This window comes from Variovorax gossypii (assembly GCF_003965815.1).
GTDB lineage: Bacteria > Pseudomonadota > Gammaproteobacteria > Burkholderiales > Burkholderiaceae_C > Variovorax > Variovorax gossypii.
Genome location: NZ_RXOE01000007.1, coordinates 1 through 24049 on the forward strand (window position 1 = coordinate 1; position 24049 = coordinate 24049).

General features: G+C 67.0%; 22 protein-coding genes and 1 tRNA gene. 8 read left to right on the top strand and 15 right to left on the bottom strand.

The features are described from left to right. Positions 1 to 37: 37 nt before the first annotated feature. The 7 genes from EJP69_RS22220 to EJP69_RS22255 all read right to left on the bottom strand — a co-directional run bounded on the left by EJP69_RS22220 (position 38) and on the right by EJP69_RS22255 (position 7846). Positions 38 to 997 (bottom strand): branched-chain amino acid ABC transporter permease, encoded by a 960-nt coding sequence (locus tag EJP69_RS22220; RefSeq protein ID WP_093195717.1) that lies wholly within the window; start codon positions 995 to 997, stop codon positions 38 to 40. Further along, complete coding sequence (locus tag EJP69_RS22225) at positions 994 to 1866, bottom strand: branched-chain amino acid ABC transporter permease (RefSeq protein ID WP_093195716.1); 873 nt, start codon at positions 1864 to 1866, stop codon at positions 994 to 996. Before EJP69_RS22225 ends, EJP69_RS22220 begins: the two co-directional genes overlap by 4 nt. Before the next feature lie 161 nt (positions 1867 to 2027). Further along, positions 2028 to 3209, bottom strand: a complete 1182-nt coding sequence (locus EJP69_RS22235; protein ID WP_126472530.1) for an ABC transporter substrate-binding protein — start codon at positions 3207 to 3209, stop codon at positions 2028 to 2030. Further along, positions 3206 to 4012 carry an alpha/beta fold hydrolase gene (locus EJP69_RS22240; RefSeq protein WP_126472531.1) on the bottom strand — a complete coding sequence of 269 codons (807 nt, stop codon included), beginning with the start codon at positions 4010 to 4012 and terminating at the stop codon, positions 3206 to 3208. The genes EJP69_RS22235 and EJP69_RS22240 overlap by 4 nt, the downstream gene beginning before the upstream one ends. Next, positions 4009 to 5628: a benzoate-CoA ligase family protein gene (locus EJP69_RS22245; RefSeq protein ID WP_126472532.1), complete on the bottom strand. Its 1620-nt coding sequence runs from the start codon at positions 5626 to 5628 to the stop codon at positions 4009 to 4011. The genes EJP69_RS22240 and EJP69_RS22245 overlap by 4 nt, the downstream gene beginning before the upstream one ends. Positions 5629 to 5659: 31 nt before the next feature. Next, positions 5660 to 7228, bottom strand: a complete 1569-nt coding sequence (locus EJP69_RS22250; RefSeq protein WP_126472533.1) for a 3,4-dehydroadipyl-CoA semialdehyde dehydrogenase — start codon at positions 7226 to 7228, stop codon at positions 5660 to 5662. A gap of 123 nt (positions 7229 to 7351) precedes the next feature. Beyond that, positions 7352 to 7846 carry a 4-hydroxylaminobenzoate lyase gene (locus tag EJP69_RS22255; RefSeq protein WP_126472534.1) on the bottom strand — a complete coding sequence of 165 codons (495 nt, stop codon included), beginning with the start codon at positions 7844 to 7846 and terminating at the stop codon, positions 7352 to 7354. A gap of 163 nt (positions 7847 to 8009) precedes the next feature. Here EJP69_RS22255 and EJP69_RS22260 point away from each other — a divergent pair, with 163 nt between their 5' ends. The 5 genes from EJP69_RS22260 to EJP69_RS22280 all read left to right on the top strand — a co-directional run bounded on the left by EJP69_RS22260 (position 8010) and on the right by EJP69_RS22280 (position 14225). Next, entirely contained in the window at positions 8010 to 8954 is a 945-nt protein-coding gene (locus tag EJP69_RS22260) for a helix-turn-helix transcriptional regulator (protein ID WP_125952426.1), read from the top strand. A gap of 258 nt (positions 8955 to 9212) precedes the next feature. Further along, complete coding sequence (gene boxC, locus EJP69_RS22265; RefSeq protein WP_126472535.1) at positions 9213 to 10889, top strand: 2,3-epoxybenzoyl-CoA dihydrolase; 1677 nt, start codon at positions 9213 to 9215, stop codon at positions 10887 to 10889. 31 nt (positions 10890 to 10920) lie between these two features. Next, on the top strand, positions 10921 to 12348 hold the full coding sequence (gene boxB / locus EJP69_RS22270; protein WP_093195708.1) for a benzoyl-CoA 2,3-epoxidase subunit BoxB: 1428 nt from the start codon (positions 10921 to 10923) through the stop codon (positions 12346 to 12348). 130 nt (positions 12349 to 12478) lie between these two features. Then, positions 12479 to 13771, top strand: coding sequence for a benzoyl-CoA 2,3-epoxidase subunit BoxA (gene boxA / locus EJP69_RS22275; protein ID WP_126472536.1), 1293 nt, complete (start codon positions 12479 to 12481; stop codon positions 13769 to 13771). A 10-nt stretch (positions 13772 to 13781) separates the two neighbouring features. Then, complete coding sequence (locus EJP69_RS22280) at positions 13782 to 14225, top strand: MaoC family dehydratase (RefSeq protein ID WP_093300457.1); 444 nt, start codon at positions 13782 to 13784, stop codon at positions 14223 to 14225. Positions 14226 to 14312: 87 nt separating this feature from the next. Here the strand turns inward: EJP69_RS22280 and EJP69_RS22285 are convergent, their stop codons facing one another. The 4 genes from EJP69_RS22285 to EJP69_RS22300 all read right to left on the bottom strand — a co-directional run bounded on the left by EJP69_RS22285 (position 14313) and on the right by EJP69_RS22300 (position 18260). After that, a complete protein-coding gene (locus EJP69_RS22285; RefSeq protein ID WP_093300458.1) occupies positions 14313 to 14777 on the bottom strand; it encodes an adhesin in 465 nt (154 codons plus the stop codon). A 175-nt stretch (positions 14778 to 14952) separates the two neighbouring features. Further along, complete coding sequence (locus EJP69_RS22290; RefSeq protein ID WP_126472537.1) at positions 14953 to 15984, bottom strand: alpha/beta hydrolase family protein; 1032 nt, start codon at positions 15982 to 15984, stop codon at positions 14953 to 14955. Positions 15985 to 16097: 113 nt separating this feature from the next. Beyond that, positions 16098 to 17285, bottom strand: coding sequence for an AraC family transcriptional regulator (locus EJP69_RS22295; RefSeq protein ID WP_126472538.1), 1188 nt, complete (start codon positions 17283 to 17285; stop codon positions 16098 to 16100). 60 nt (positions 17286 to 17345) lie between these two features. Next, positions 17346 to 18260, bottom strand: a complete 915-nt coding sequence (locus EJP69_RS22300; protein ID WP_126472539.1) for a reverse transcriptase family protein — start codon at positions 18258 to 18260, stop codon at positions 17346 to 17348. Between the two features lie 691 nt (positions 18261 to 18951). Between EJP69_RS22300 and EJP69_RS22310 the strand changes: the two genes are divergently transcribed. The 3 genes from EJP69_RS22310 (at position 18952) to EJP69_RS22320 (ending at position 20456) form a co-directional block, all read left to right on the top strand. Next, positions 18952 to 19413, top strand: coding sequence for an RrF2 family transcriptional regulator (locus EJP69_RS22310; RefSeq protein WP_126472541.1), 462 nt, complete (start codon positions 18952 to 18954; stop codon positions 19411 to 19413). Then, the gene (locus EJP69_RS22315; protein WP_126472542.1) at positions 19403 to 20308 is read left to right on the top strand and encodes an NAD(P)/FAD-dependent oxidoreductase; all 906 of its coding nucleotides are present in this window, start codon (positions 19403 to 19405) and stop codon (positions 20306 to 20308) included. The genes EJP69_RS22310 and EJP69_RS22315 overlap by 11 nt, the downstream gene beginning before the upstream one ends. A gap of 72 nt (positions 20309 to 20380) precedes the next feature. After that, positions 20381 to 20456: transfer RNA gene (locus EJP69_RS22320), tRNA-Gly, on the top strand. A gap of 52 nt (positions 20457 to 20508) precedes the next feature. Here the strand turns inward: EJP69_RS22320 and EJP69_RS22325 are convergent. The 4 genes from EJP69_RS22325 to EJP69_RS22335 all read right to left on the bottom strand — a co-directional run bounded on the left by EJP69_RS22325 (position 20509) and on the right by EJP69_RS22335 (position 24043). Beyond that, complete coding sequence (locus EJP69_RS22325; RefSeq protein ID WP_126472543.1) at positions 20509 to 21606, bottom strand: RNA ligase (ATP); 1098 nt, start codon at positions 21604 to 21606, stop codon at positions 20509 to 20511. 48 nt (positions 21607 to 21654) lie between these two features. Beyond that, positions 21655 to 21795 (bottom strand): hypothetical protein, encoded by a 141-nt coding sequence (locus EJP69_RS29550; RefSeq protein WP_170217211.1) that lies wholly within the window; start codon positions 21793 to 21795, stop codon positions 21655 to 21657. Between the two features lie 102 nt (positions 21796 to 21897). Next, positions 21898 to 23223: a fumarylacetoacetase gene (gene fahA, locus EJP69_RS22330; RefSeq protein ID WP_126472544.1), complete on the bottom strand. Its 1326-nt coding sequence runs from the start codon at positions 23221 to 23223 to the stop codon at positions 21898 to 21900. A gap of 13 nt (positions 23224 to 23236) precedes the next feature. After that, positions 23237 to 24043 carry a cyclase family protein gene (locus tag EJP69_RS22335; protein ID WP_126472545.1) on the bottom strand — a complete coding sequence of 269 codons (807 nt, stop codon included), beginning with the start codon at positions 24041 to 24043 and terminating at the stop codon, positions 23237 to 23239. Positions 24044 to 24049 lie beyond the last annotated feature (6 nt).

Here is a 24049-nt window from a genome sequence, read left to right on the forward strand (position 1 = left end):
CTCCCCCAGCGGGGGAGGGAGGAAGTCATCGTGCAAGTCATGCAGCCCCCTTCGGCGACAGGCGTTGGACGAGACCGATCAGGCCCTTGGGCAGCAGCGCCACGAACACGATGATCGTGAGGCCCAGCGTCAGCTGCCAGTGGTCGGCCAGCGGGCCCATCACGGCATGCGTGGAGAAGATCTCCTTCAGCAGCGTGAACGCCACCGCGCCGATGACCGCGCCGCGCAGATGGCCGAGGCCGCCGAGGATCACCATCAGAAGCACCTCGCCCGAGTTGTGCCAGGCCATCAGCTCCGGGTTGACCACGCCGTCGCGCGAGGCCAGCAGGAAGCCCGCGAGCCCGGCCAGCGCGCCCGCCAGCACGAAGGCCGCGAGCTTGTAGCCGTACACCGCGAAGCCGGCGGCGCGCATGCGCTGCTCGTTCACGCGGATGCCGGCCAGCGCCGCGCCGAAGCGCGAGCGCCGGATGAGCGCCAGCAGCGCGTAGGTGAACACCAACGAGCCCAGCACCACGTAGAACAGCACCGTGCGGTTCTCCATGTCGAGCGCGCCGATGGCGGGCCGCACGTACATGTAGATGCCGTCGCTGCCGCCGCCCACCTTGGTGTCGTGGAACACGAAGAAGGCCATCTGCGCGAAGGCCAGCGTCACCATGATGAAGTACACGCCGCGCGTGCGCAGGCTCAGCGCGCCGACGAAGAGTGCGTAGAGCCCGGCCGCGCCCATGGCCGCCGGCAGCAGCAGCGCGAAGTTGCCGCCCTCGTTGCCCGAGGCCAGCACGGTGACGTAGGCACCGATGCCGTAGAACGCCGCGTGGCCCAGGCTCACGAGGCCGGTCATGCCCACCAGCAGCTCCAGGCTCAGCGCGAAGATCGACAGGATCATCACCTTCACGATGAAGTCCGATGCGTAGTTGCCCATGAACGGGCCGGCGACGCCGATGGCGACCGCGCAGGCCACGGGCAGGAGGAACGCTCCCTTCTTCATGGCTGTCATGGCCGCCTCCCCATCAGCCCCTCGGGCTTCCAGATCAGCACGATGGCCATCAGCAGGTAGATGCCGATGCCGCTCAAGTCGGCGAAGAACACCTTGCCGAAGGTGTCGACGAAGCCCACCAGCAGCGAGGCCACCAGCGCGCCGGTGATGGAGCCGATGCCGCCGATCACCACCAGCACGAAGCAGATGATGAGAACGCTCGCGCCCATGTTGGGATACACCGAGGACATCGGCGCGGCGATCATGCCGGCCAGCGCTGCGAGCGCCACGCCCGCGGCGAACACGATGCGGTAGAGCCGCTTCACGTCGATGCCGAGGCCGCGCACCATGTCGCGGTTGCTCGCGCCGGCGCGGATCATCATGCCCAGCCGCGTGCGGTTGACCACCCAGTACAGCCCCACCGCCAGCACGATGCAGGCGGCCGAGGCGAAGAGCCGGTACCACGGATAGCTCATGACGCTGCCCAGCGCGAAGCTGCCGTCGAGCCACGCGGGCACCTTCACGCCGTGCACATCGTTGCCCACGAGGATGGAACGCAGCTCCTCGAACACCAGGATCAGGCCGTAGGTCATGAGCACCTGCTGCAGATGGTCACGCTGGTAGAGGTAGCTGAAGAAGGCCCATTCGAGCAGGTAGCCGAAGACGGCCGCCAGCACCACGCCGGCCACCAGCATCAGCAAAAACTGATCGCCGAAGACAGGCGCGAGCGAGAACGCCATGTACGCGCCGATCATGTAGAAGCTCCCGTGGGCGAGGTTGATGACGCCCATGATCCCGAAGATCAGCGTCAGCCCCGAGGCCACGAGGAAGAGCAGGAGTCCGTACTGAACCGAGTTCAGACACTGGACCAGGAAGGTTCCGAAATCCAAGATTTTTCCTAACCCCCAGGCTGCGCGCACTTCGTGTCGCTTCGCCAACCCCCTTGCAGGGGGCGACGCCTGCGGCCCGGCAAAGCCGGTTCCGCGGCGTCTCGCGAAACGAGCCCTGCGGGCTCGCGGCTGGCGTTGTTTGTTGAAAGGAGGTTGGTGCCTTACATCCGGCAACCGCGAGCGGGGTCGGCCAAGCCCTTGATGGCGGTGCTCACCAGCTTGTTCTCCTTGCCCTCCACCTTGCGCAGGTAGATGTCCTGCACCGGGTTGTGGGCCTTGCTCACGGTGAAGGTGCCGCGCGGGCTGTCGATCTTGGCCTTCTCGACGGCGGCCGCGAACTCGGCCTTCTTCGAGATGTCGCCCTTGGTGGCGTTCAGGCCCACGCCCAGCATCTGGGCGGCGTCGTAGCCCTGCACCGCATACACGTCGGGCTGCAGCTTGAACGACTTGGCGTAGGCCACGCGGAAGGCGTTGTCGCGCGAGGTGTTCAGGCCGTCGGCGTAGTGCAGCGTGGTGAGCATGCCCTGGGCCGACTCGCCCTGCGCGTCGAGCGTGCCGTCGGTCAGGAAGCCGGGGCCGTACAGCGGAATGGTCTTGTTCAGGCCGGCGGCCTGGTAGTCCTTGACGAACTTCACTGCGCCGCCGCCCGCGAAGAAGGCGTACACCGCATCGGGCTTGGCCGCCGCGATCTCGGTCAGCAGCGCCTGGAACTCCACGTTGGGGAAGGGCAGGGTGAGCTGCTTGTCGACCTTGCCGCCGTTCTTCTCGAAGCCTTCCTTGAAACCGTTGACCGACTCGTCGCCCGCCGCGTACTTCCAGGTGATGGTCATGGCCTTCTTCTTGCCCTGCTGCTTGGCCGCCACTTCACCCATGGCGTAGGCCGGCTGCCAGTTGCTGAACGAGCTGCGGAAGATGTTGGGCGCGCACATCGGGCCCGTGACGGCGTCGGCGCCGGCGTTGGGCACGATCAGCACGGTGCCGCTTTCCTTGGCGGCCTTGGCCATGGCCATCGCCACGCCGGAGTGCACGGTGCCGACGATCACGTCGACGTTGTCGCGCTTGATGAGCTTGTTGACGTTGTCGGTGGCCTTGGCGGGGTCGGACTCGTCGTCGACCTTGAAGTACTCGATCTCGCGGCCGGCGAGCTTGCCGCCCTGTTCGTCGACGTAGAGCTTGAAGCCGTTCTCGATGGCCACGCCCAGTGCGGTGTAGGTGCCGCTGTAGGGCAGCATCAGGCCGACCTTGAGCTTGCCGGTGCCCTGGGCTGCAGCGGCCGTCGCCAGCGAGGCGAATGCGATGGCCGTGAGGGCCAGGCGGATGGTCGAGGCGGTGCGAATGGTCATGATGTCTCTCTCCGGTTTTTGGTGATGAAGGAAGTGGCCGCGACGATGACACGATCCGGCTGATCGCGATGCGGGGAATGCCCGCATTCAGGGATTTCGAGCAGCTCGCAACCACTGACGCGCGCGGCGATGCCGCGGATCTGCGCGAGGGTGCCGTACTCGTCGTCGATGCCCTGCACGGCGAGCACGGGGCAGCGGATGGCGTCGAGTTCTTTCTCGATGTTCCAGTCGCGAAATGGCGGGTGCAGCCAGATGCGGTTCCAGCCCCAGAAGGCCGAGTCGGCGCTGTCGTGGTAGCGGCCCAGCTTCTGCGGCAGGTCGGTGCCGAGGTAGGCGGTGCGCGCGTTCTCGATGTTCGCGACGGTCACGTCCTCCACGAAGATGTGCGGCGCCAGCACGACGAGGCCGGCCACCTTGTCCGGAAAGCGCGAGGCGTACAGCAGCGAGATCGAGCCGCCGTCGCTGTGGCCGAAGAGCCAGGGCTTCTCGTGGCCGAGCCCGAGTGCTGAGAACAGGGCGGGCAGCACTTCGTGCGCCTGGCGGTGCATGAAGTCGACGTCCCAGATCTCGTCCTCGGCACGCGGCGTCGAGCGGCCGTAGCCCGGGCGCGAGAACACGAGGCCGCGCACGCCGGCGGCTTCGCACAGCCGCGCGGGGAAGTCCTTCCACATCGCGACGGAGCCCAGGCCCTCGTGCAGGAACACGACGAGCGGCGCGTCGCCGCGCTCGGGCGCGATCCATTGGCACTCGATGCGCACCTCGCGGCCGCGCCAACCAATGGTGGCGAACGCGGGCGCGCTCATGCCTGCTTTTCCTTCTCGCGCAGGCGGAAGCGCTGGATCTTGCCCGTGGCGGTCTTCGGCAGCTCGCCCACGAATTCCAGGAAGCGCGGGTACTTGTACGGCGCCAGGCGTTCCTTCACGAAGGCCTTCAGCTCTTCCTCGGTGGCCGCGCTGCCGTCCTTCAGCACCACGAAGGCCTTGGTCTTGGTCAGGCCGTCGGCGTCTTCCTTGCCGATCACCGCCGCCTCGAGCACGGCGGGGTGCTGCATCAGCGTGGCCTCGACCTCGAAGGGCGAGACGTAGATGCCGCTGACCTTGAGCATGTCGTCGCTGCGCCCGGCGTAGGTGTAGTAGCCGTCGGCGTCGCGGGTGTACTTGTCGCCGCTCTTGGTCCAGCCGCCCTGGAAGGTCTCGCGCGACTTCTCGCGGTTGCTCCAGTACATCAGCGCCGAGCTGGGGCCGCGGATGTAGAGGTCGCCCACCTCGCCGTCGGGCACGGGGCGGCCGTCCTCGCCGCGCAGCTCGACCTCGTAGCCTTCCACCGGCCGGCCGGTGGTGCCGTAGCGCACGTCGCCGGGGCGGTTGGAGATGAAGATGTGCAGCATCTCCGTGGAGCCGATGCCGTCGATGATCTCGCAGCCGAAGTGCTGCTTGAAGCGCTGCGCGATCTCGCCCGGCAGCGCCTCGCCGGCCGAGGAGCACATGCGCAGCGCCACCGCTTCGCGTGCCGGCAGCTTCGGCGAGGCGAGCATGCCGGCGAAGCCGGTGGGGGCGCCGAAGAACACGGTGGGCCGCATCGGCGCCGGGCCGCCCCAAGCCGATGCAGCCCCCTCGGGGGGCAGGCGCGAAGCGCCTTGGGGGCCCGTATCTCCGACCCAGCGCCGGAAGGTGGCGTCGGGCGTGGGGCGCTCGGCCATCAGCACCACGGTGGCGCCCACCGAGAGCGGGAAGGTCAGCGCATTGCCCAGGCCGTAGGCGAAGTACATCTTGGCGGCCGAGAAGCAGACGTCGTCCTCGGTCAGCGCGAGCACCGGCTTGCCGTAGAGCTCGGCCGTCCACCACAGGTTGGCGTGCGTGTGGACCGTGCCCTTGGGCTTGCCGGTGGAGCCGGACGAATACAGCCAGAAGCCCGGGTCGTCGGATGCGGTCGTCACCGGGGCCGCCAGCGGCTCTGCGGCGGCGAGCGCTGCGTCGAACTCCTGCGCACCCTCGGGTAGCGCCCCGGTGGGCTGCGACACGAACAGCGCGCGCACCTCGTGCCCGCCGCGCGACATCGCCTCCTGCAGCGTGGGCAGCAGCGCGCCCGAGACCAGCGCGGCCTGAGCGCGGCTGTGGTCGAGCATGTAGGCGTAGTCGTCGGACGTGAGCAGGGTGTTGACCGCTACCGGCACCACGCCGGCATAGAGGCAGCCCAGGAAGCTCACGGGCCAGTCGTTGCCGTCGAGCATCAGCAGCAGCACGCGCTCCTCGCGCCGGATGCCGGCCGCCTGCAGGGCAGCGGCCAGCCGGCGCGAGCGGTCTTCGAGCTGGCCGTAGCTCAGCGTGCCGCGGTCGTCGATGTAGGCGGGGCGCGCGGCGCGCTCGCGGTTGAGGTCGAACAGATGTCCGGCGAAGTTGAATCGTGGGGGCAGTGTCATGGTCTTGTCTCCTTCGGCCGTGTTTCTTCTTCTAGAGGCCGAGCGCGGCGAGGACGCCGGGGCTTGCCTGCACCGCCGCGCGGCGGTGATAGAAATCGAGCGCGCGCAGTCCGCCCAGCTCGGCGCCGCCGCCCGCGCGGCCGGGGCCGCCGTGCAGCGACATCGGCATCACGTTGCCGTGGCCGGTGTGGGCCTGCGCCACCTCGGGCGTGATGACGTGCACGCGGCCGTGGCTCGGCGCTACGGCGAGCGCGGCCTGCGCCAGCGCCGCGTCGTCGCTTCCATACAGAGAGGTGACGAGCGAGCCCTGGCCGCGGTGGGCGAGCGCGATGCCGTGTGCGAGGTCGCGGTATGGCAGCAGCGTGGCGACGGGGCCGAACACTTCGACGTCGTGCACGCGCTGCGCGGCGTCGGCGTCGCGCGCGCCCAGCAGCACGGGGGCGATGCAGGCGGCCACGGCCGGGTCGGCGTCGACCAGGGGCTTGTCGCGGCCGTCGTGCAGCACGGTAGTCTGCGCGGCCAGCGCGTCCAGCGCGGCCAGCGCGTCCAGCCCCTCGCGCACCGAGTCCAGTTGCGCGCGGCTCACCAGCGAACCCATGCGCACGCTCTCGTTGCGCGGATTGCCGACGCTGATGCCAGCGAGCTTCGCGCCGATGGCCTCGGCCGCCGCGTCGTACAGCTTAGCGGGAACCAGGACGCGACGGATGGCGGTGCACTTCTGGCCCGACTTCACCGTCATCTCGCGCACCACTTCGCGCACGAGCAGGTTGAAGGCATCGCTGCCGGGCGCGGCGCCGGGCAGCAGCAGGGCGCTGTTGAGGCTGTCGGCCTCGATGTTCACGCGCACCGAGCGCTGGGCCACGGCCGGGTGCGAGCGGATCACCGCCGCCGTCTCGGCCGAGCCGGTGAACGAGGCCACGTCGAAGGGCTGCAGCGCATCCATCAAACCGGCCGAGCTGCCGCAGACGATGGAGAGCGCGCCGGCGGGCAGCACGCCCGCATCGACCACGTCCTTCACCATGCGCTGCGTGAGCCAGGCGGTGGCCGTGGCAGGCTTCACGATGACCGGCACGCCCGACAGCAGCGCGGGTGCGGCCTTCTCCCACAGGCCCCACGAGGGGAAATTGAAGGCGTTGATGAAGAGCGCCACGCCCTGCGTCGGCACCTGCAGGTGCTGCGACTGGAACACCGGCTCCTTGCCGAGCTTCGCCGCGTCGCCGTCGCGCAGCGCGCGCACGTCGCCGAGCGCGTCGCCCCACTTGGCGTACTGGCCGAGCGTGAAGATCGCGCCGTCGATGTCCACGGCCGAGTCGTTCTTCACCGTGCCCGAGTTCGCGGTGGCGATCTCGTAGTAGGCGTCGCGGTTGGCCTGCAGCACCTTCACGACGGCGGCGAGCAGCCCCGCACGCTGGCGGTAGGTGAGGGCGCGCAGCGCATTGCCGCCCTGTTCGCGTGCGAAGGCGAAGGCGGCGGGGAGGTCGAGGCCGGTGGCATCGACGCGCGCGAGCTCGGTGCCGAGCACCGGGTCGAACAGGGGCGTGCCGGCGCCCGTTCCGCTTTGCCAGCGGCCGGCGACGTAGTTGGAAAGAAGCTCGGTCATTCGATGGGTCTCAACGTGGGCAGATTCGGGGAACACCGCGGAACCGGCTTTGCCGGGCCGCTGGTGTTGCCCCCGGCGAGGGGGTTGGCGGCCACACGAAGTGGGCAAGCCTGGGGGAGTGCTTCATACGGTGAACTTGATCTGCCCCTCGGGCAGTAGGTAAAGGACGAGCGCGCGGCCACTGGCCACGGTCGGGCGATGCGCGGTGCCGGGGCCGTAGACGCACCAGCCCGCGGGCCGTCCGTCGAAGGTGGCGGCTGCGCCGTCGAGCGGCATGATCAGGTCGATCTCGCCGTTGGGATGCGTGTGGTGCGGGCCGGCGATGTCCTGCATGTCGACCACGTCGACCGAGAAGCGGTGCAGCGCGTCCTCGGCCTTGAAGACGCGGCCGTACTTGATGCCGCCGCCTTCGCGCTCGCAGAGCCAGCCTTCGGCGACGCCGCCGATGCAGGCCTGGCGCAGCCGATCGAAGCTGGCGCTGCCGGCGCCGTGGTTGGCGTTGAGCCACCGGTCGAGCTCGCCGTCGAGCGGCTTGCCGGCAATTTCGGCGGTCAGGCCGGCGATCAGCTGGTGGAATGCTTCCTTGCCGGAGGCGGGAGTGCTGCTGCTGTCGGACATCGTGGGGCCTCGAACTTTGGAACTACCTTGCAGGATCACTGTATGTGCAGTATCTTGCGTGTAGCCGAACAATAAGCATCGAGACAATGAGTGTCAAGCAATATAGTGCATCTATGGTGTTTACCCTGAGCGAGCACAATCCCGGCGAAGAACGAGGAATTGCATGAATGAGCATGTAGACGCGGCGCTGGCCGCCGCGCTGGAAGGCGGCAATGGCGGCAACGGTGCTGCGCCCGCCGGGGAGGCGAAGAATCCGCTGCTCGCGGCGCTGGGCGACCGCGTACGCAACCTGCGTGCGCAGCGCGGCCTCACGCGAAAGGCCGTGGCCATCGCGGCCGACGTGTCGGAGCGCCACCTCGCCAATCTCGAATATGGCATCGGCAACGCGTCGATCCTGGTGCTGCAGCAGGTGGCCGGCGCGCTGCACTGCTCGCTGGCCGAGTTGGTGGGCGACGTGACCACCAGTTCGCCCGAGTGGCTGCTGATCCGCGAACTGCTCGAGAACCGCAGCGAAGCCGACCTGCGCCGCGTGCGCGTGGCGATCGGCGAACTGCTGGGCACCGCCTCGGTCGACCCGGCGCGGCACCGGCGCATCGCGCTCGTTGGGCTGCGCGGCGCGGGCAAGTCGACGCTGGGCCAGATGCTGGCCGAGGACCTGGAGATTCCCTTCATCGAGCTGAGCCGCGAGATCGAGAAGCTCGCTGGCTGCAGCGTGCGCGAGATCCACGACCTGTACGGAACCAACGCCTACCGCCGCTACGAGCGCCGCGCGCTGGAAGAGGCGGTGCAGATCTACAGCGAGGTGGTGATCGCCACGCCCGGCGGCATCGTCTCCGACCCGGCCACCTTCAACGAGCTGCTCGCGCACTGCACCACCGTGTGGCTGCAGGCCGCCCCCGAGGAGCACATGGGCCGCGTGGCCGCCCAGGGCGACACCCGCCCGATGGCCGCCAGCAAGGAAGCGATGGAAGACCTGCGCCGCATCCTGAATGGCCGCGCCGCCTTCTATTCGAAGGCCGACCTGTCGGTGGACACCAGCGGCAAGACCCTGTCGCAGAGCTTCCAGGCACTCCGGGCGGTCGCCCGGCAGTCCATGGGGCTCGCTTAGCTCACCCCCAGGCTTCGCGCACTTCGTGTCGCTACGCCAACCCCCTTCCGGGGGCAACACCAGCGGCGCGGCAAAGCCGGTTCCGCGGTGTTCCTGGAAAAGTCTCCGGGAGCCTGAATCGGGCTGAAATCTGAAAAAAAGTGCAGCAGGCATTGACTTGCCTGTTTGCATGCAGCATGATGCATGTCATCGGAGCAAGAAAGTGCATTATCTTTCCTGTTCACGGTTTCCGAACACTGCCCCACAGGAGACTTCCGCATGACCGACACCACCACGCTCCAGGCGCCCCAGCGCGTCGACTACCGCACCGAACCCGGCCAGTACCGCCACTGGTCGTTGAGCTTCGACGGCGCCATCGCGCGCCTCGTGCTCGACATCGCGGAAGACGGCGGCATCCGCCCCGGCTACAAGCTCAAGCTCAACAGCTACGACCTGGGCGTGGACGTGGAGCTCAACGACGCGCTCAACCGCGTGCGCTTCGAGCACCCCGAGGTGCGCACCGTGATCGTCACCAGCGGCAAGGACCGCATCTTCTGCTCGGGCGCCAACATCTTCATGCTGGGCGTCTCCACCCATGCCTGGAAGGTCAACTTCTGCAAGTTCACCAACGAGACGCGCAACGGCATCGAAGACTCCTCGAAGCACTCGGGCCTGAAGTTCCTCGCGGCCGTGAACGGTGCCTGCGCGGGCGGCGGCTACGAGCTGGCGCTGGCCTGCGACGAGATCCTGCTGGTGGACGACCGCTCCTCCGCCGTGTCGCTGCCCGAAGTGCCCCTGCTGGGCGTGCTGCCCGGCACCGGCGGCCTGACCCGCGTGACCGACAAGCGCCACGTGCGCCATGACCTCGCCGACATCTTCTGCACCAGCGTCGAAGGCGTGCGCGGACAGCGCGCGGTCGAATGGCGCCTGGTCGACGCCGTGGCCAAGCCCGCGCAGTTCGCCGCCGCCGTGCAGGAACGCGCCTCGCAGCTCGCCGCCGGCAGCGACCGCCCCGCCAACGGCAAGGGCGTGTCGCTGACGCGCATCGAGCGCACCGACAGCGCCGACGGCATTTCGTATGCGAACGTCGATGTGCAGATCGACCGCAGCAAGCGCACCGCCACCATCACCGTGAAGGCACCCACCGGCGCGCAGCCGGCCGACATCGCCGCCATCGAGGCGGCGGGCGCCGCATGGTGGCCGCTCGCGATGTGCCGCGAGCTCGACGACGCCATCCTCAACCTGCGCACCAACGAGCTCGACGTCGGCACCTGGCTGCTCAAGACCGAGGGCGACGCCGCCGCCGTGCTCGCCTCGGACGCGGTGATGCTCGCCAACAAGGACCACTGGCTGGTGCGCGAAACCATCGGCGCGCTGCGTCGCACGCTGGCTCGCCTCGATGTTTCTTCGCGCAGCCTGTTCGCGCTGGTGGACGCCGGCTCGTGCTTCGCCGGCACGCTGGCCGAGCTGGCCTTCGCGGCCGACCGCACCTACATGCTCGCACTGCCCGACGACGCCGCGCGTGCGCCCAAGCTCACGCTGGACGAATTCAACTTCGGCTTCTTCCCGATGGTGAACGACCAGAGCCGCCTGCAACGCCGCTTCTATGAAGAGGCCGCGCCGCTGGAAGCCGCGCGCGCCGCCGCCGGCAAGGCGCTCGACGCCGACGAGGCGCTGAAGCTGGGCCTGGTGACCGCCGCGCCCGACGACATCGACTGGGACGACGAGATCCGCATCGCCATCGAGGAGCGCGCCGCGATGTCGCCCGACTCGCTCACCGGCCTGGAAGCCAACCTGCGCTTCGCGAGCAAGGAGAACATGGTCACCCGCATCTTCGGCCGCCTCTCGGCCTGGCAGAACTGGATCTTCAACCGCCCCAACGCCGTCGGCGAGAAGGGCGCGCTGAAGGTCTACGGCACCGGCCAGAAGGCTGGCTTCGACCTGAACCGCGTTTGAACTGGCAGTCCGCACAACCCAAGGAACAACGATGAGCACGATCAACTACAGCGAGAAGATCCCCAACAACGTCAACCTCGGCGAAGACCGCACGCTGCAGCGCGCGCTCGAGGGCTGGCAGCCGAACTTCATCAACTGGTGGGACGACGTGGGCCCCGAGGGCTCGACCAACCACGAGGTGTACCTGCGCACGGCCGTGAGCGTCGACCCGCAGGGCTGGGCCCAGTTCGGCCACGTGAAGATGCGCGACTACCGCTGGGGCATCTTCCTGAACCCGGGCGACGCCAACCGCGAGATCCACTTCGGCGACCACAAGGGCGAGAAGGCCTGGCAGGACGTGCCCGGCGAGCACCGCGCCAACCTGCGCCGCATCATCGTGACGCAGGGCGACACCGAGCCCGCGTCGGTGGAGCAGCAGCGCCACCTGGGCCTGACCGCGCCCAGCATGTACGACCTGCGCAACCTGTTCCAGATCAACGTGGAAGAGGGCCGCCACCTGTGGGCCATGGTCTACCTGCTGCACAAGCACTTCGGCCGCGACGGCCGCGAGGAAGCCGAGGCCCTGCTGCAGCGCACCTCGGGCGACGAGAACAATCCGCGCATCCTGGGCGCCTTCAACGAACGCACGCCCGACTGGCTCGCGTTCTTCATGTTCACGTACTTCACCGACCGCGACGGCAAGTTCCAGCTGTCGGCGCTGGCCGAGAGCGCCTTCGATCCGCTGGCGCGCACCACGAAGTTCATGCTGACCGAGGAAGCCCACCACATGTTCGTGGGCGAGAGCGGCGTGTCGCGCGTCATTGCGCGCACCGCGCAGGTCATGAACGAGCTGAAGACCGACGACCCGCAGAAGGTGCGCGCGGCCGGCTGCATCGACCTGGGCACCATCCAGCGCTACCTGAACTTCCACTACAGCGTGACCATCGACCTGTTCGGCGCCGACCAGTCGAGCAACGCCGCCATCTTCTACAGCTCGGGCCTGAAGGGCCGCTACGAGGAAGGCAAGCGCACCGACGACCACGTGCTCAAGGGCCAGACCTACAAGGTGCTCGAGGTGAAGGACGGCCAGCTCGTCGAGAAGGACGTGCCGATGCTCAACGCGCTCAACGAAGTGCTGCGCGACGACTTCATCAAGGACTCGGTGGCCGGCGTGGGCCGCTGGAACAAGGTGCTGGAAAAGGCCGGCATCCCGACCCGCCTGGTGGTGCCGCACAAGGCCTTCAACCGCCAGATCGGCGCGCTCGCCGGCATCAAGATGTCGCCGGAAGGCCGCGTGGTGAACGACATGGAATGGGCCGCCAAGCGCGACGAGTGGTTGCCCAGTGCCGAAGACTTCGCTTTCGTGGCATCGTTGATGGGCCGCGTGGTGGAGCCGGGCAAGTTCGCGGGCTGGATCTCGCCGCCGGTGATGGGCATCAACCGGCAGCCGGTCGATTTCGAGTACGTGCGCTTCGGTTGATTGGTATTTGGGTATTGCTCCTTCCCCCTCTGGGGGAAGGCTGGGATGGGGGCAAGCAGCGTGACCACGACAAGCGCCGCGTGCCCCCACCCAACCCTCCCCCAGCGGGGGAGGGCTCTAGGAGAACAACATGGACATGGCCGTCGAAGCCGGGATCATCAAGCAGCACCTGATCGACCCCGAGATCTGTATCCGCTGCAACACCTGCGAGGCCACCTGCCCCGTCAACGCGATCACGCACGACGACAACAACTATGTCGTGCGCGCCGACATCTGCAACGGCTGCATGGCCTGCATCTCGCCGTGCCCGACGGGCTCCATCGACAACTGGCGAACCATGCCGTTGGTGCGTGCGTATTCCATCGAGGAGCAGTTCACGTGGGAATCGCTGCCGGCGGAGCTTTCGCCTGAAGAGCTCGAGGCGGCCGGCGTTTCGGCGGACGTGGCGGGCGACCCTGAAGCCGCGGTGCCCGCGCAGACGCAGGCACAGGCCCAGGCGGCGGTCGAATCGCTGGAGCCGGCCTTCAACTCCGCGCAGTACGGCGCCACCGTGCCGCCCTGGTCGGCGGCGCACGCCTACACCAACCTCTTTCCGCCGAAGACGCCGACCATCGCCACCGTGGTGGGCAACTTCAACTGCACCGAGGCCGGCTTCGACAGCGAGACGCACCACATCGTGCTCGACTTCGGCGTGGTGCCGTTCCCGGTGCTCGAAGGCCAGTCGATCGGTATCGTGCCGCCGGGCGTCGACGCCATCGGCAAGCGCCACCATGCGCGCCAGTATTCGGTGGCCAGCCCGCGCAACGGCGAGCGGCCCGGCTACAACAACGTCTCGCTCACCGTGAAGCGCGTGACCGAGGACCACGAGGGCGAGCCGGTGCGCGGCGTGTGCTCCAACTACGTGTGCGACCTGAAGGTGGGCGACACGGTGCAGGTGGTGGGGCCCTTCGGCTCCTCGTTCCTGATGCCGAACCATCCCCGCTCGCACATCGTGATGATCTGCACCGGCACCGGCAGCGCCCCCATGCGCGCCATGACCGAGTGGCGCCGCCGCCTGCGCAAGAGCGGCAAGTTCGAGGGCGGCAAGCTGATGCTGTTCTTCGGTGCGCGCACGCAGCAGGAGCTGCCGTACTTCGGCCCGCTGCAGTCGCTGCCCAAGGACTTCATCGACATCAACCTCGCGTTCTCGCGCACGCCGGGGCAACCCAAGCGCTACGTGCAGGACCTGATGCGCGAGCGCGCCGCCGACCTGGCCGCGCTGCTCAAGGACGGCGCCAGCCATTTCTACGTGTGCGGCCTGAAGAGCATGGAAGAGGGCGTGGTGCTCGCGCTGCGCGACGTGGCCAAAGATGCGGGGCTCGACTGGGACACGGTGGGCGCCGCGCTGAAGCGCGAAGGCCGCCTGCACCTCGAAACGTACTGAGCTGCGGCGAATGAAGTTCGCCGACTTCCACGCGGGCCAGGTCATCGAGGCCGGGCCCTATGTGCTCACGGAGGCCGAGCTCGTGCAGTTCGCGCGGGCCTACGACCCGCAGTGGTTCCACACCGATGCGGAAGCGGCCGCCGACAGCCCTTTCGGCGGTCTCATCGCGAGCGGCTGGCATACCTGCTCCATCGCGATGAAGCTGGTGGTTGGGGCTGCGCTCGCCGGTTCCGAATCCTTCGCATCGCCGGGACTGGAGCACGTGCGCTGGCCCAACCCGGTAAGGCCGGGCGACGCGCTGCGGCTGGTGGCGGACGTGATCGAGGTGCGCCGCTCCGAGAAGCGCCCGACGCTCGGCATCCTGCGCTGGCGCTGGCGGCTCTTCAACCAGCGCGAGCTGATGGTGCTCGACGCAGAGGTCACGAGCCTGTTCAAGCTCAAGCCTGCCGACTGACAGAAAGAAGAAACGAGACGAAACAACGAGAAAAAGGCCCGCGGCGCACCGGCACCGCGGGCCTTTCTCATCGGGCCGAAGTCGTCGTTACTTCTTGATGTCGACCGCGCCCGAACCCTGGGCCTTGCCATGAGCCTTCGCGCCGACGGCAGGTGCCTTCACCGCGCCGCCGGCCGAGCCGACAGCACCGGTTGCGCCTTCGAGCGTGCCGCCCACGGTGTTGGTCACGCCGCCCACGGCGTTCGTGGCTCCACCGACCGCATTGGTGGCACCGCCGACGGCGCCGGTCGCACCGTTCACCAGGCCGCCGACTGCATTGCCCGCGCCGCCTGCAGCGCCGCCGGCATTCGTGTTCGCGCTGGCACCCGCATTGGCACCGGTCGCCGCGCCCGCGTTGCCGCGTGTGCCCGTGCCGGAGCCCGACGCATTCACGTCGGCATTGACCCCGACGCCGACCCCGACGCCTTGCGCCTGGGCTGCGCCGCCGATGGCCAGCAGGCCTGCGAGCAGGGCGCCGAGGACGATGCGGTTGTGTTGCTTTTGCTGCTTCATGGGTGACTGTTCCTTTCGTTGCATGGTCACGTTTCAATGAACCGACCGGAGTTCGATCGGTTCGGGGGCAACCATGGCCGGGCCGGGATCTGTCGCCATGTGCGCCACAGTCGCCCGAACGTGTGGGAATCGGCTGTCGGCGGAATCGGGGGCTCGGACGTTAGCCCCGCCCTGCTCAAGGCAGCAGATGCGCGCTGAAGAAAGCTGTTGTCTTGCGATTCACTTCCGGCAGCACGCCCGCGCGGTCGAAGCCGGGGGGGTCGTCAAGCATGTCGCCGACCAGCCCCGTGAGGCCCGGAGGCGGGGGCGAGAGCAGTGCACCGTGGCCACCGGTGGGCATGTCCGCGATCAGCTCGCAGCGCGGCAGGCAGGCCGCCAGCACGCGGTCGCTGTGGAAGCGCGGAATGAGCCATCGGTCATGCTGCGCGGTGATCAGGCCGAGCGGCACGCGCGGATTGGCCAGCGAGGCCATGTCGAAATCGGCCGACGAGGGCACGCCCGCCACGATGGCGGCGATGCGCAGGTCTGTGTGTTCGCGCGGCGCGGCGTCGTCGAAGCGATGATGGATGACGAACAGCGCGGCCCATTTCCTGATGCTGTCCAAAGGCCCACCGGTCAGCCGCGTGATGAGCCCGACGCAGGACTGGAAGTCGTCCACCAGGTTCGCCTCGCAGTGCTGCATGAACCCGGCCGGCGACCACTGCCCGCCCGCGAGGCTCAATGCCGTGTGGCCGCCCGCCGACATGCCGTACATGCCGACCTTGTCGAGATGCAGCAGCGGCGCGAATCGCGGGTCGCGCCCTACCGCGTCGATGGCGCGCGACACCTCGGCCGGACGCATCGACCAGCTGTCGGGGCCGGGATTGCTGTCGTCCTTGTAGTTGTCGGCCTTGTGTTCGGGCATGGCGACGATGAAGCCGGCATCGACGAGGCTGCGCGCGATGTCCGCATGCACCCACGGCGCGCCGCCCGAGCCGTGCGAGACGACGACCAGCCGGCCGTTGCCGCGCACCGGCGCCCCCTGCACGGCGAGGTCGAAGTTGAAGCGCCCGCGCCGGGTGGGCTGGGCCGTATCGGCGGACGGGTAGAACACCGTTACCGGGCCGTCGCCGGGCGCGGCGGGAATTTCCGCGAGTCCCATCGAGGCGTGAACCCCGCCGGACCACAGTGCCAGCAGCAGGTACAGGAAATACAGATGTCTTCTCATCGAACCAACTCCTTGTCGTCATCGAGGGCCCACGCCCACGGTGATTGCACGATGCCGGGCGACGCGGCTCGCGTCTCGCCGAAACCTGCAAGCGCGGCTTTCGGCCAGAGATTTCAGGAATCGGCCAGCTTCTTCTTGCGGAATTCGGTGGGCGTGAGGCCGGTGGCGGCCTTGAATGCGCGGTTGAACGGGCCGATGGACTGGAAGCCCGCGGTCAGTGCGATGGTCAGCACCGGCAGCTCGCGTTTCGAGGAATCGGCCAGAGCAGCCGTCGCTTCAGCGAGCCGGAAGCCGTTGACGAAGGCATTGAAATTGCGATGGCCCAGCCGCTGGTTGATGAGGCGGCGAAGCCGGTACTCGGGCACCGACAGGCGGGCGGCGAGGGTGGCGATGCTCAGGTCTTCGCTGCGGTAGGCGTGCTCGACCACCATGGCGTGCTGCAGGGATTCGGCGAGGCGGTCTTCGGCGGGGTCGGGAGCTGGCTCGGGTCCCGGTTCAGGGGGAGGAGGATCGGCGGGTGCTTCGATGGGAGGTTGTGGTGCCAGCGGCGCTGGTGGCGATGCCTCCGCAACGGCGGGCGGCAGGTCTGGTATCAACAGCGGGATCGCGGCCGGCGCCTGCGCCGCCGGAAAGAGCTCCGACCCCGCCAGCCGCACCATCCGCCACACCACCACCGCCACGATCAGCAGCAGCATCGCCACGTCGGCCGTGGCGGACGGGCCCGAAAGCTGACCGCGAGGCGAGGCCAGCCGCACGGCCAGCATGCCGAGGCTGTAGCCGATGCCCGTCGCCACGATGAACAGGCGCAGCCGGCGCCGGCCTTCCACCAGGTCCGCGCGCCATTGTGAAGCCGCCGCCATCGCGGCCAGCACCGCGAACACCAGCGGCACTGCGCGCTGGATGATGATCGTCACCGGCGCGAGCACCGAGGCACTCCCTGTGACGATCGCGCAGTTGAGTGCCGCCAGCGCCGCCACGGCGAGCCATGAGGCGGCGTGCACCGGCCGCAGGGCGAAATCGTCATCGAACAGCGCCCGGACGAACACCCAGAACAGCACCGCGTTGCCGACGGAGACCGCAACGAAGGGGGCCTGCCATGTGCGCGGCACCGAGGCTTCGAACATCGGCGTGGAGCCGATGACCTGGATGCACAGCCCCAGCGCGAGCAACACGCCCGCGCGCGCCGACGGCAGGCGAGGGCGGTCGCGGCCGAGGATCAGCGTGAGCACGAGCAACAGGGCCAGCAGCACTCCGCGCAGGGCGGCGTCGAGCAGGCTTGACGAAAGTGGCAGCGCTGTCATCAGGTGGCGTGCGTTTGGCGGCGGCCGACGATAACAGGCGGCTCAGCCTTTTGCTCGCTCCTAAAGCTGCATCTTTATCTTGTAGGCCCGAAGTTGTCGGACTCGTGCAAGGAAGCGCTCATCAATCTGTGCATTCGCTACCGCCTTGCCGATGAGGCTATTGATTGTTTCCAGCCTTTTCGCCGGGTCCTGCATGCACAGAGTATTGATCGTGTTCCATAGCTCAAGCTCGCGCCTTGGCTGAACGGCAATGCGGTCACCGGCGATCAGCACTCCCGTCACAATCTTGGGCTGACTCGCCGTGTAGACACGATCACTGTGGTATCTGAACCCATGGCGGTGAACTATTTGCTTTGCCGCCCAGAGGAAGCGAGGAGTTGCGTTCACGCCTGACCACGTCAGATCGTCGACGTAATAACTGTCCCTGACTTCGTGTCTGACCGAATGCCTGTGTAACTCGTCAAACATAGGCTTCGCCGAGAAGAAGGCCAACAATTGACTGGCGCTGCTTCCTATGGGGAGGTGGCCGTTCGCAGTGCAGAGTCTTGCTAACAGGCCCGATACGTCGGGGCTGCATTGAAGACCACTATTAAAGAACCGATACACATGAGCGGATGACACCGAGGCATAGAACTTCTTGATGTCGAGTTTGACGAGGGGAACCAAACCAACATGAACTCGAGCGTTCGTAATGTAAGAGCGCTGCTTGCACCCCGAGTGCAAATAGTCGGGCTTCTCGATGCAGTTGAGTATCTGGAAGATGCGCCTATGCAGCCGCGCCAATGCGGGCTTTGGAAGTTCCACTGATCTCTTTTTCCCGGCGTACACCACATCGAAACGCCGATAGTTGTCCGTTTGATTTGCCAATGCCTCTAGTTTTGGCAGGTTGGAAAAAAGAACGGCGGCCAGCCTTCGTCGGCTTCGAATCTTGTAGAGCGGGCTCTCGTTGATCGGATAGCTTCTTGAAGCGGGCAAGTGGTCCTCACGTCAAAAGGCGCGCGCGGATCAGAACTCATGCATGGTTGACTTCGACGCAGCGGGCGTTACCGATGTCTCCATTCACTGAATATGCGGACCAGAGGACATCCCTCAGCTTGTCCCAGATTTCCAGAAGGACGGCGATGAACCTCGCGATCCACACTACGCTCCGTGCAATCTGGCTAAACATCGGCTTTGTCGATGCCCGCTGGCGACTTGGGCGCCTACGCTTCTTCTTAGTCATGTCATGACTCCTTCTTCAACCCGGCCTCGCGACGTGCGAGGCCTCTCGTCCGAGTTGGAGAAAGTGGGAGAGCGCCAGCAGTTTTACCTCTGGACCACTAGTTTCGGCTTCAAACTCGCCTGAAGCCGAAGCTGCCAAGACAAGCAGTCATCGCGACTACGTCGTCACTAGAAATAAAGGTCGTCGCAAGACTCCGTGTCCCGGCAGATGCCAGAAATCTTTCGATTTCCCCGGGCCCCGTCACCGTGGCCCCGCTCTTGACGAGTGCACCCTTTAGCCCAAGCGAGAGGAAATCTACATCTGTCTGTCAGCTCATACAAGAGGGCTTTCCGCTGTTGCTTGAGACACCTGTCGTTCTCCAAAGACCCACCTTTTCTCAAGGGTTCAGTGCCTGTTTGACTACGCCTTCATTGTTCTTCATTGTTATGCAACTCATAATGTTGCATGAAACGAGACAGCAAGCTTTCAGCCGTCCTGCACGTGCTGCTGCACATGGCCGAGATGAAGACGCCCGTCACCTCCGAGTCGCTCGCGATCGCGATGCAGACCAATCCGGTGGTGGTGCGCCGGCTCATGGCCGGCCTGCGGCAGTCGGGGTTCGTGAGTTCCGCCAAGGGGCATGGCGGTGGCTGGGTGCTGTCTTGCACCTTGACGGCGGTGACGCTGGGCGACATCCACAACGCCGTCGGCGCGCCTGCGCTGCTGGCCATGGGCAACCGTACCGAGAGCCCGGGCTGCATCGTCGAGCAGGCCGTGAACGCGGCACTCGACGGCGTGTGCGACGAGGCCGAGGCGCTGCTGCTCAGGCGCTTCAACAGCATCACGCTGGCGGATCTCTCCAGGGACTTTCATCGCCGCATGACTGGCGGCGGCTTCACATTGAAGGACATCGAACATGCGTCATGACGCTCTCATCGTGGGCGGCAGCTTCGCCGGCCTTTCCGCCGCCATGCAGCTTGCCCGGGCGCGACGCAAGGTCTGCGTCGTCGACGCGGGCGCGCCGCGCAACCGCTTTGCCGCCGCGTCGCACGGCTTCTTCGGGCAGGACGGCGTGCCGCCGCTGAAGATGATTGCCGACGCGCGCGACAAGCTGCTCGCGTATCCCACCGTCGAGTTCGTCAAGGCCAGCGTGGTGCAAGCGAGCACCGATGGCGCAGCGGGGTTCACTGTTTCATTGAGCAATGGCGAACGCCGCGCGGCCGGCAAGCTGTTGCTGGCGTTCGGCGTGCAGGATGGCCTGCCGGAGGTTCCCGGCCTTGGCGAGCGCTGGGGCGAGAGCGTGCTGCACTGTCCGTACTGCCACGGCTACGAGTTCAGCGAGCGCCAGCTGGGCGTGCTCTATCACCACGGAGTGCAACCGCCGGACCACGCGCTGCTGATCGCCGAATGGGGCCCGACCACTCTCTTCCTGAACGGCGGCGAGGCGCCAGATGCCGAGGCATGTGCGAAGTTGCAGGCGCGAGGCGTGACGATCGAGTCGGGTCGCATCGCGGGTCTGGAAGGAGAGGGGCGCAGCCTGACCGGCGTGCGTATCGACGACGGCCGGCTGTTGCCCATCGAGGCGCTCTACGTCGCACCGCGCACGCGCCCGGCGAGCCCGCTGGCTGAGCAGCTGGGCTGCGCCTTCGACGACGGCCCGCTCGGCAAGGTACTGCGCGTCGACGCGATGAAGATGACTACCGTGCCCGGCGCCTACGCCGCGGGCGATCTCGCGATGATGTTCTCCAACGCCACGCTGGCCTCGGCGGACGGACTGTCTGCTGGCGTGTCGATGCACCGGTCGATGGTCTTCGACGTCTGAAGGGGAGAAAAAGAACTTTTTTCGGCGATTCGGAAAAATCGGCCCCAAATCACCCTATAATCTGAGGCTCACGCGGGAATAGCTCAGTTGGTAGAGCGCAACCTTGCCAAGGTTGAGGTCGAGAGTTCGAGACTCTTTTCCCGCTCCACATTGCAGAAAAAGGCCACCTCATCGGTGGCCTTTTTCATTTGGGCGCCTGTTCAGCGGTCTGCATGCTTCAACAGGTAGGTGTTCGAGATCGCCTTGAACGACAGCCCGCCGTCCAGACGCTTGAACACCACCCCTTCGCGCGAAGTGCCCGGGTTCAGCGACGGCCCTTCGGCGTACGCCAGCACCCCGGCCATCGATCCATCGAAGCGGTCGAGTGCGGCCACTTCGAGCAGCGGCACGCTGCGCACCGTCGCTCCCAGCACGCGCAGTGCATCGATCACTGCGTTGCGCTCGTCCATGCCGCAGTAAGCGCCACGGTCGATGTCGAATACATCGAAGACGTGGAACTGCTGCCCGCGCAGCTTCTCCGGATTGCCCTGGATGCCCTCTCCGATGATCTCGCCCTGCAGAGCCAGGTTGCGGCCCAGCGTCGCGAGCACTTCCAGCAGGCGGTCTTCCCGCGCCACGCGCCACAGGCTGTTTCCCGGGGTTTCGCGCAGCTGCCAGTTGCGCCCGCACACGCCGACTGCACCTGCGTTGTGGAACACGGTCATGCTCGATCCGTCGAGCTTGACCGTGACCTCGAACGCAAGCCCGTCATTTGCTGCAAGCACTTCCGGCAGGTTCTGGATGCGCTCCTGGTCGGTCTTGGAGATGAAGGACGGGAACGGGCCTTCCACTTCGCCAGACAGGCAGGCCGGGATCACAGGCTCCCATTTGCCGATGCCCAGCAGCTCCGCCCAATCGCGGTGGCGTAGATCAGGATCGGCCAGCGCGAGCGCGTCGATCTCCGGGAACTGCGACAGCGGCAGGATCAGTCCCTGTGAAATCTGGCCGCGCAGCTTCATCGTGCGAAGCCGAACACCGCGCTGTTCGTTCCAGGTGATCGCGGCTTTTTCGAGAAAGGCGAAGCGCGGGTCGTCGAGCGGCAGGAACGCGTCGATCTCGAAGAAGACGCAGCGATCGCCAACGGCGAACTCCCCCTTCTTGATGACGACGCTCCAGCCTTCGACGACGGCGCATTCGATGGCGTCAGCCCCGGGGATGGGACGGACGAAGTCGACGGTGCGGACGGTGACAAGTTTGCGCATGGTTGTTTTCTCCCTGTGGTTGATGGTGACGCAAAAAGAAAAGAGGCCCGGAACCATTCGGTGTCCGGGCCTCTTTGAAAAGAAAGAGTTCTGAAGCGGTGCGCGCTATGCGCCGACTCCACCCGGTGAGGCCTGGTTGCCCGTTTGCTGCTGGCCGATTGCATGGCCCGCGACGTACACGAACGCGTGACCCGTTGTCGGGTTCGCGTTGCTGACGTTCTTGGCGATGACCAGTGTGGTGCTCACGGAGTGGCTTTCGGATGAGTGCGGTTTGCTTCTTGTGTTGTCGGCGATCCTTGCGGCGAGACCGCGAAGGGAGCCGGACTGTAAAGAGTGTTTATGCCGGCGTCAACCCCTCGCCGGCAACACAGTCCCCCGGCTCTCCCCGAACCCGATGCGCGCATGCCCCGGCTTCTCGCACCAGCCGCGCAGCAGCACCGCGTCGCCGTCTTCCAGGAAGCCGCGCTGCTCGCCGTTGGCCAGCGTCACCGGGCTTTGCGCGGCGCGTGTCAACTCGATGATCGCGCCGGCTTCGCCTTCGCCGGGGCCCGAGATCGTGCCGCTGCCGAACAGGTCGCCCGGGTTAAGGCTGCAGCCGCCCATCGTGTGGTGCGTCACCATCTGCGCCACGGTCCAGTACTGATGCCGGAAGCTGGTCGACGAAAGCCGCGACGCTCCGGTCTTTTCGCTGCGGGCCTTCTCGCTCTCCAGCCACACCTCCAGCCGGATGTCGATCGCGCCGCCATCGCGGTTCGCCGGGTTTTCCAGGTACGCGAGCGGCTGCGGCTCGTTGGCCGGACGGGTCCATGCCTGCCGGTAGGGCGCGAGCGCTTCCATGGTCACGATCCATGGCGAGATCGTGGTGGCGAAGTTCTTCGCGAGGAAGGGGCCGAGCGGCGCCATTTCCCAGAACTGGATGTCGCGCGCCGACCAGTCGTTGAGCAGGCAGATGCCGAAGATGTGCTCTTCCGCGCGCTCGAGCGGAATGGGCTCGCCTTGCGCGTTGCCCGTGCCGATCCACACGCCGAGCTCCAGCTCGTAGTCGAGCCGCGCGCAGGCCTGGCAGGTCGGCGCCTTCGCGCCCGGCGCCATCGCCTGCCCCATCGGGCGGTGGAAGCGCTGGCCGCTCACGCCGATGGTCGACACGCGCCCGTGGTACGCGATCGGGATCCAGCGGAAGTTGGGCGTCACGTCGCCGTCGGGATTCATCAGGCGGCTGATGTTCAGCGCGTGGTCGATCGAGGTGTAGAAGTCGGTGTAGTCGCCGATGCGCGCGGGCACGGTGTACTCGGCTTCGGCCTGCGGCACGAGGCAGTCGCGCACGGCCTGCACCGCGGCGACGGGCGCGTCGTTCTTCAGCAGGGCGAAGAGTGCGTGGCGCAGTGCCTTCCATGCGGCGGGGCCGAGTGCGAAGAAGTCGTTCAGCGCGGGCTGCGCGGCAGTCTTCGCCGCGTCGAGGGCGAGACCGTCGAGCTGCTGCAGCCTCGCGAGCGCCGCCAGGTCCAGCACCTGGTCGCCGATGGCGACGCCGCCGCGAAATGCCTCGTTGCTGCCGGCGCGGCGGAACACCGCGTGCGGCAGGTTCTGGATCGGGAAGTCGCTGCCCTGCGCGTTGGCCGATTCGACCCAGCTGCGCGCGTGAACGTCGTGCGTATGGTTGAGTGCGATGCTCATGGTGAACGGAACCTCAGGCCGAAGCCATCAGCGCGTCGTCGAAGATCGCGACCGCGCGGGTCCAGCCGGCCGACGCGCCGCGGATCTTGTGCGGGAAGCAGCTGATGTAGAAGCCCGTGGGCGGCAGCGCCTCCAGGTTGTGCAGCTTCTCGATATGGCAGTAGCCGATGTCGCGGCCGGCCTTGTGGCCTTCCCAGATCAGCGAGGCGTCGTGCGTCTCGCCGTACTTCTTGGCGGTGTGCACGAAGGGCGCGTCCCAGCTCCACGCGTCGGTGCCGGTGAGGCGCACGCCGCGCTCCAGCAGGTACATCGTCGCCTCGTAGCCCATGCCGGCACCGGCGGACACGTAGTCGGGATGGCCGTAGCGCGAGCCGGCGCGCGTGTTGACCACCACGATCTCCAGCGGGCTCAGCGTGTGGCCGATGCGCTTGAGTTCGGCCTCGACATCGTCGGCGGTGACCACGTACCCGTCCGTGAAGTGGCGGAAGTCGAGTTTCACGCCGGGCTGGAAGCACCATTCGAGCGGCACGTCGTGGATGGCGATCGCGGGCTTCTTCTCACCCAGCGCCTTGTCCATGGTCGAGTGGAAGTGATAGGGCGCGTCGAGGTGCGTGCCGTTGTGCGTCGACAGCTGCACCAGCTCCACCGCCCAGCCTTCGCCGTCGGGCAGGTCTTCCTTCTTCAGGCCGGGGAAGAAGGGTTCGATCTGCTCGTAGGTCTGCTCGTGCGTGAAGTACTGGATCTTCGGCGCGAAGGCCGGCGGGTCGGAGAGCACATCGTTCTCGAGAAAGATCGATAGGTCGACGAATTTGCGTGGCATGAAGAG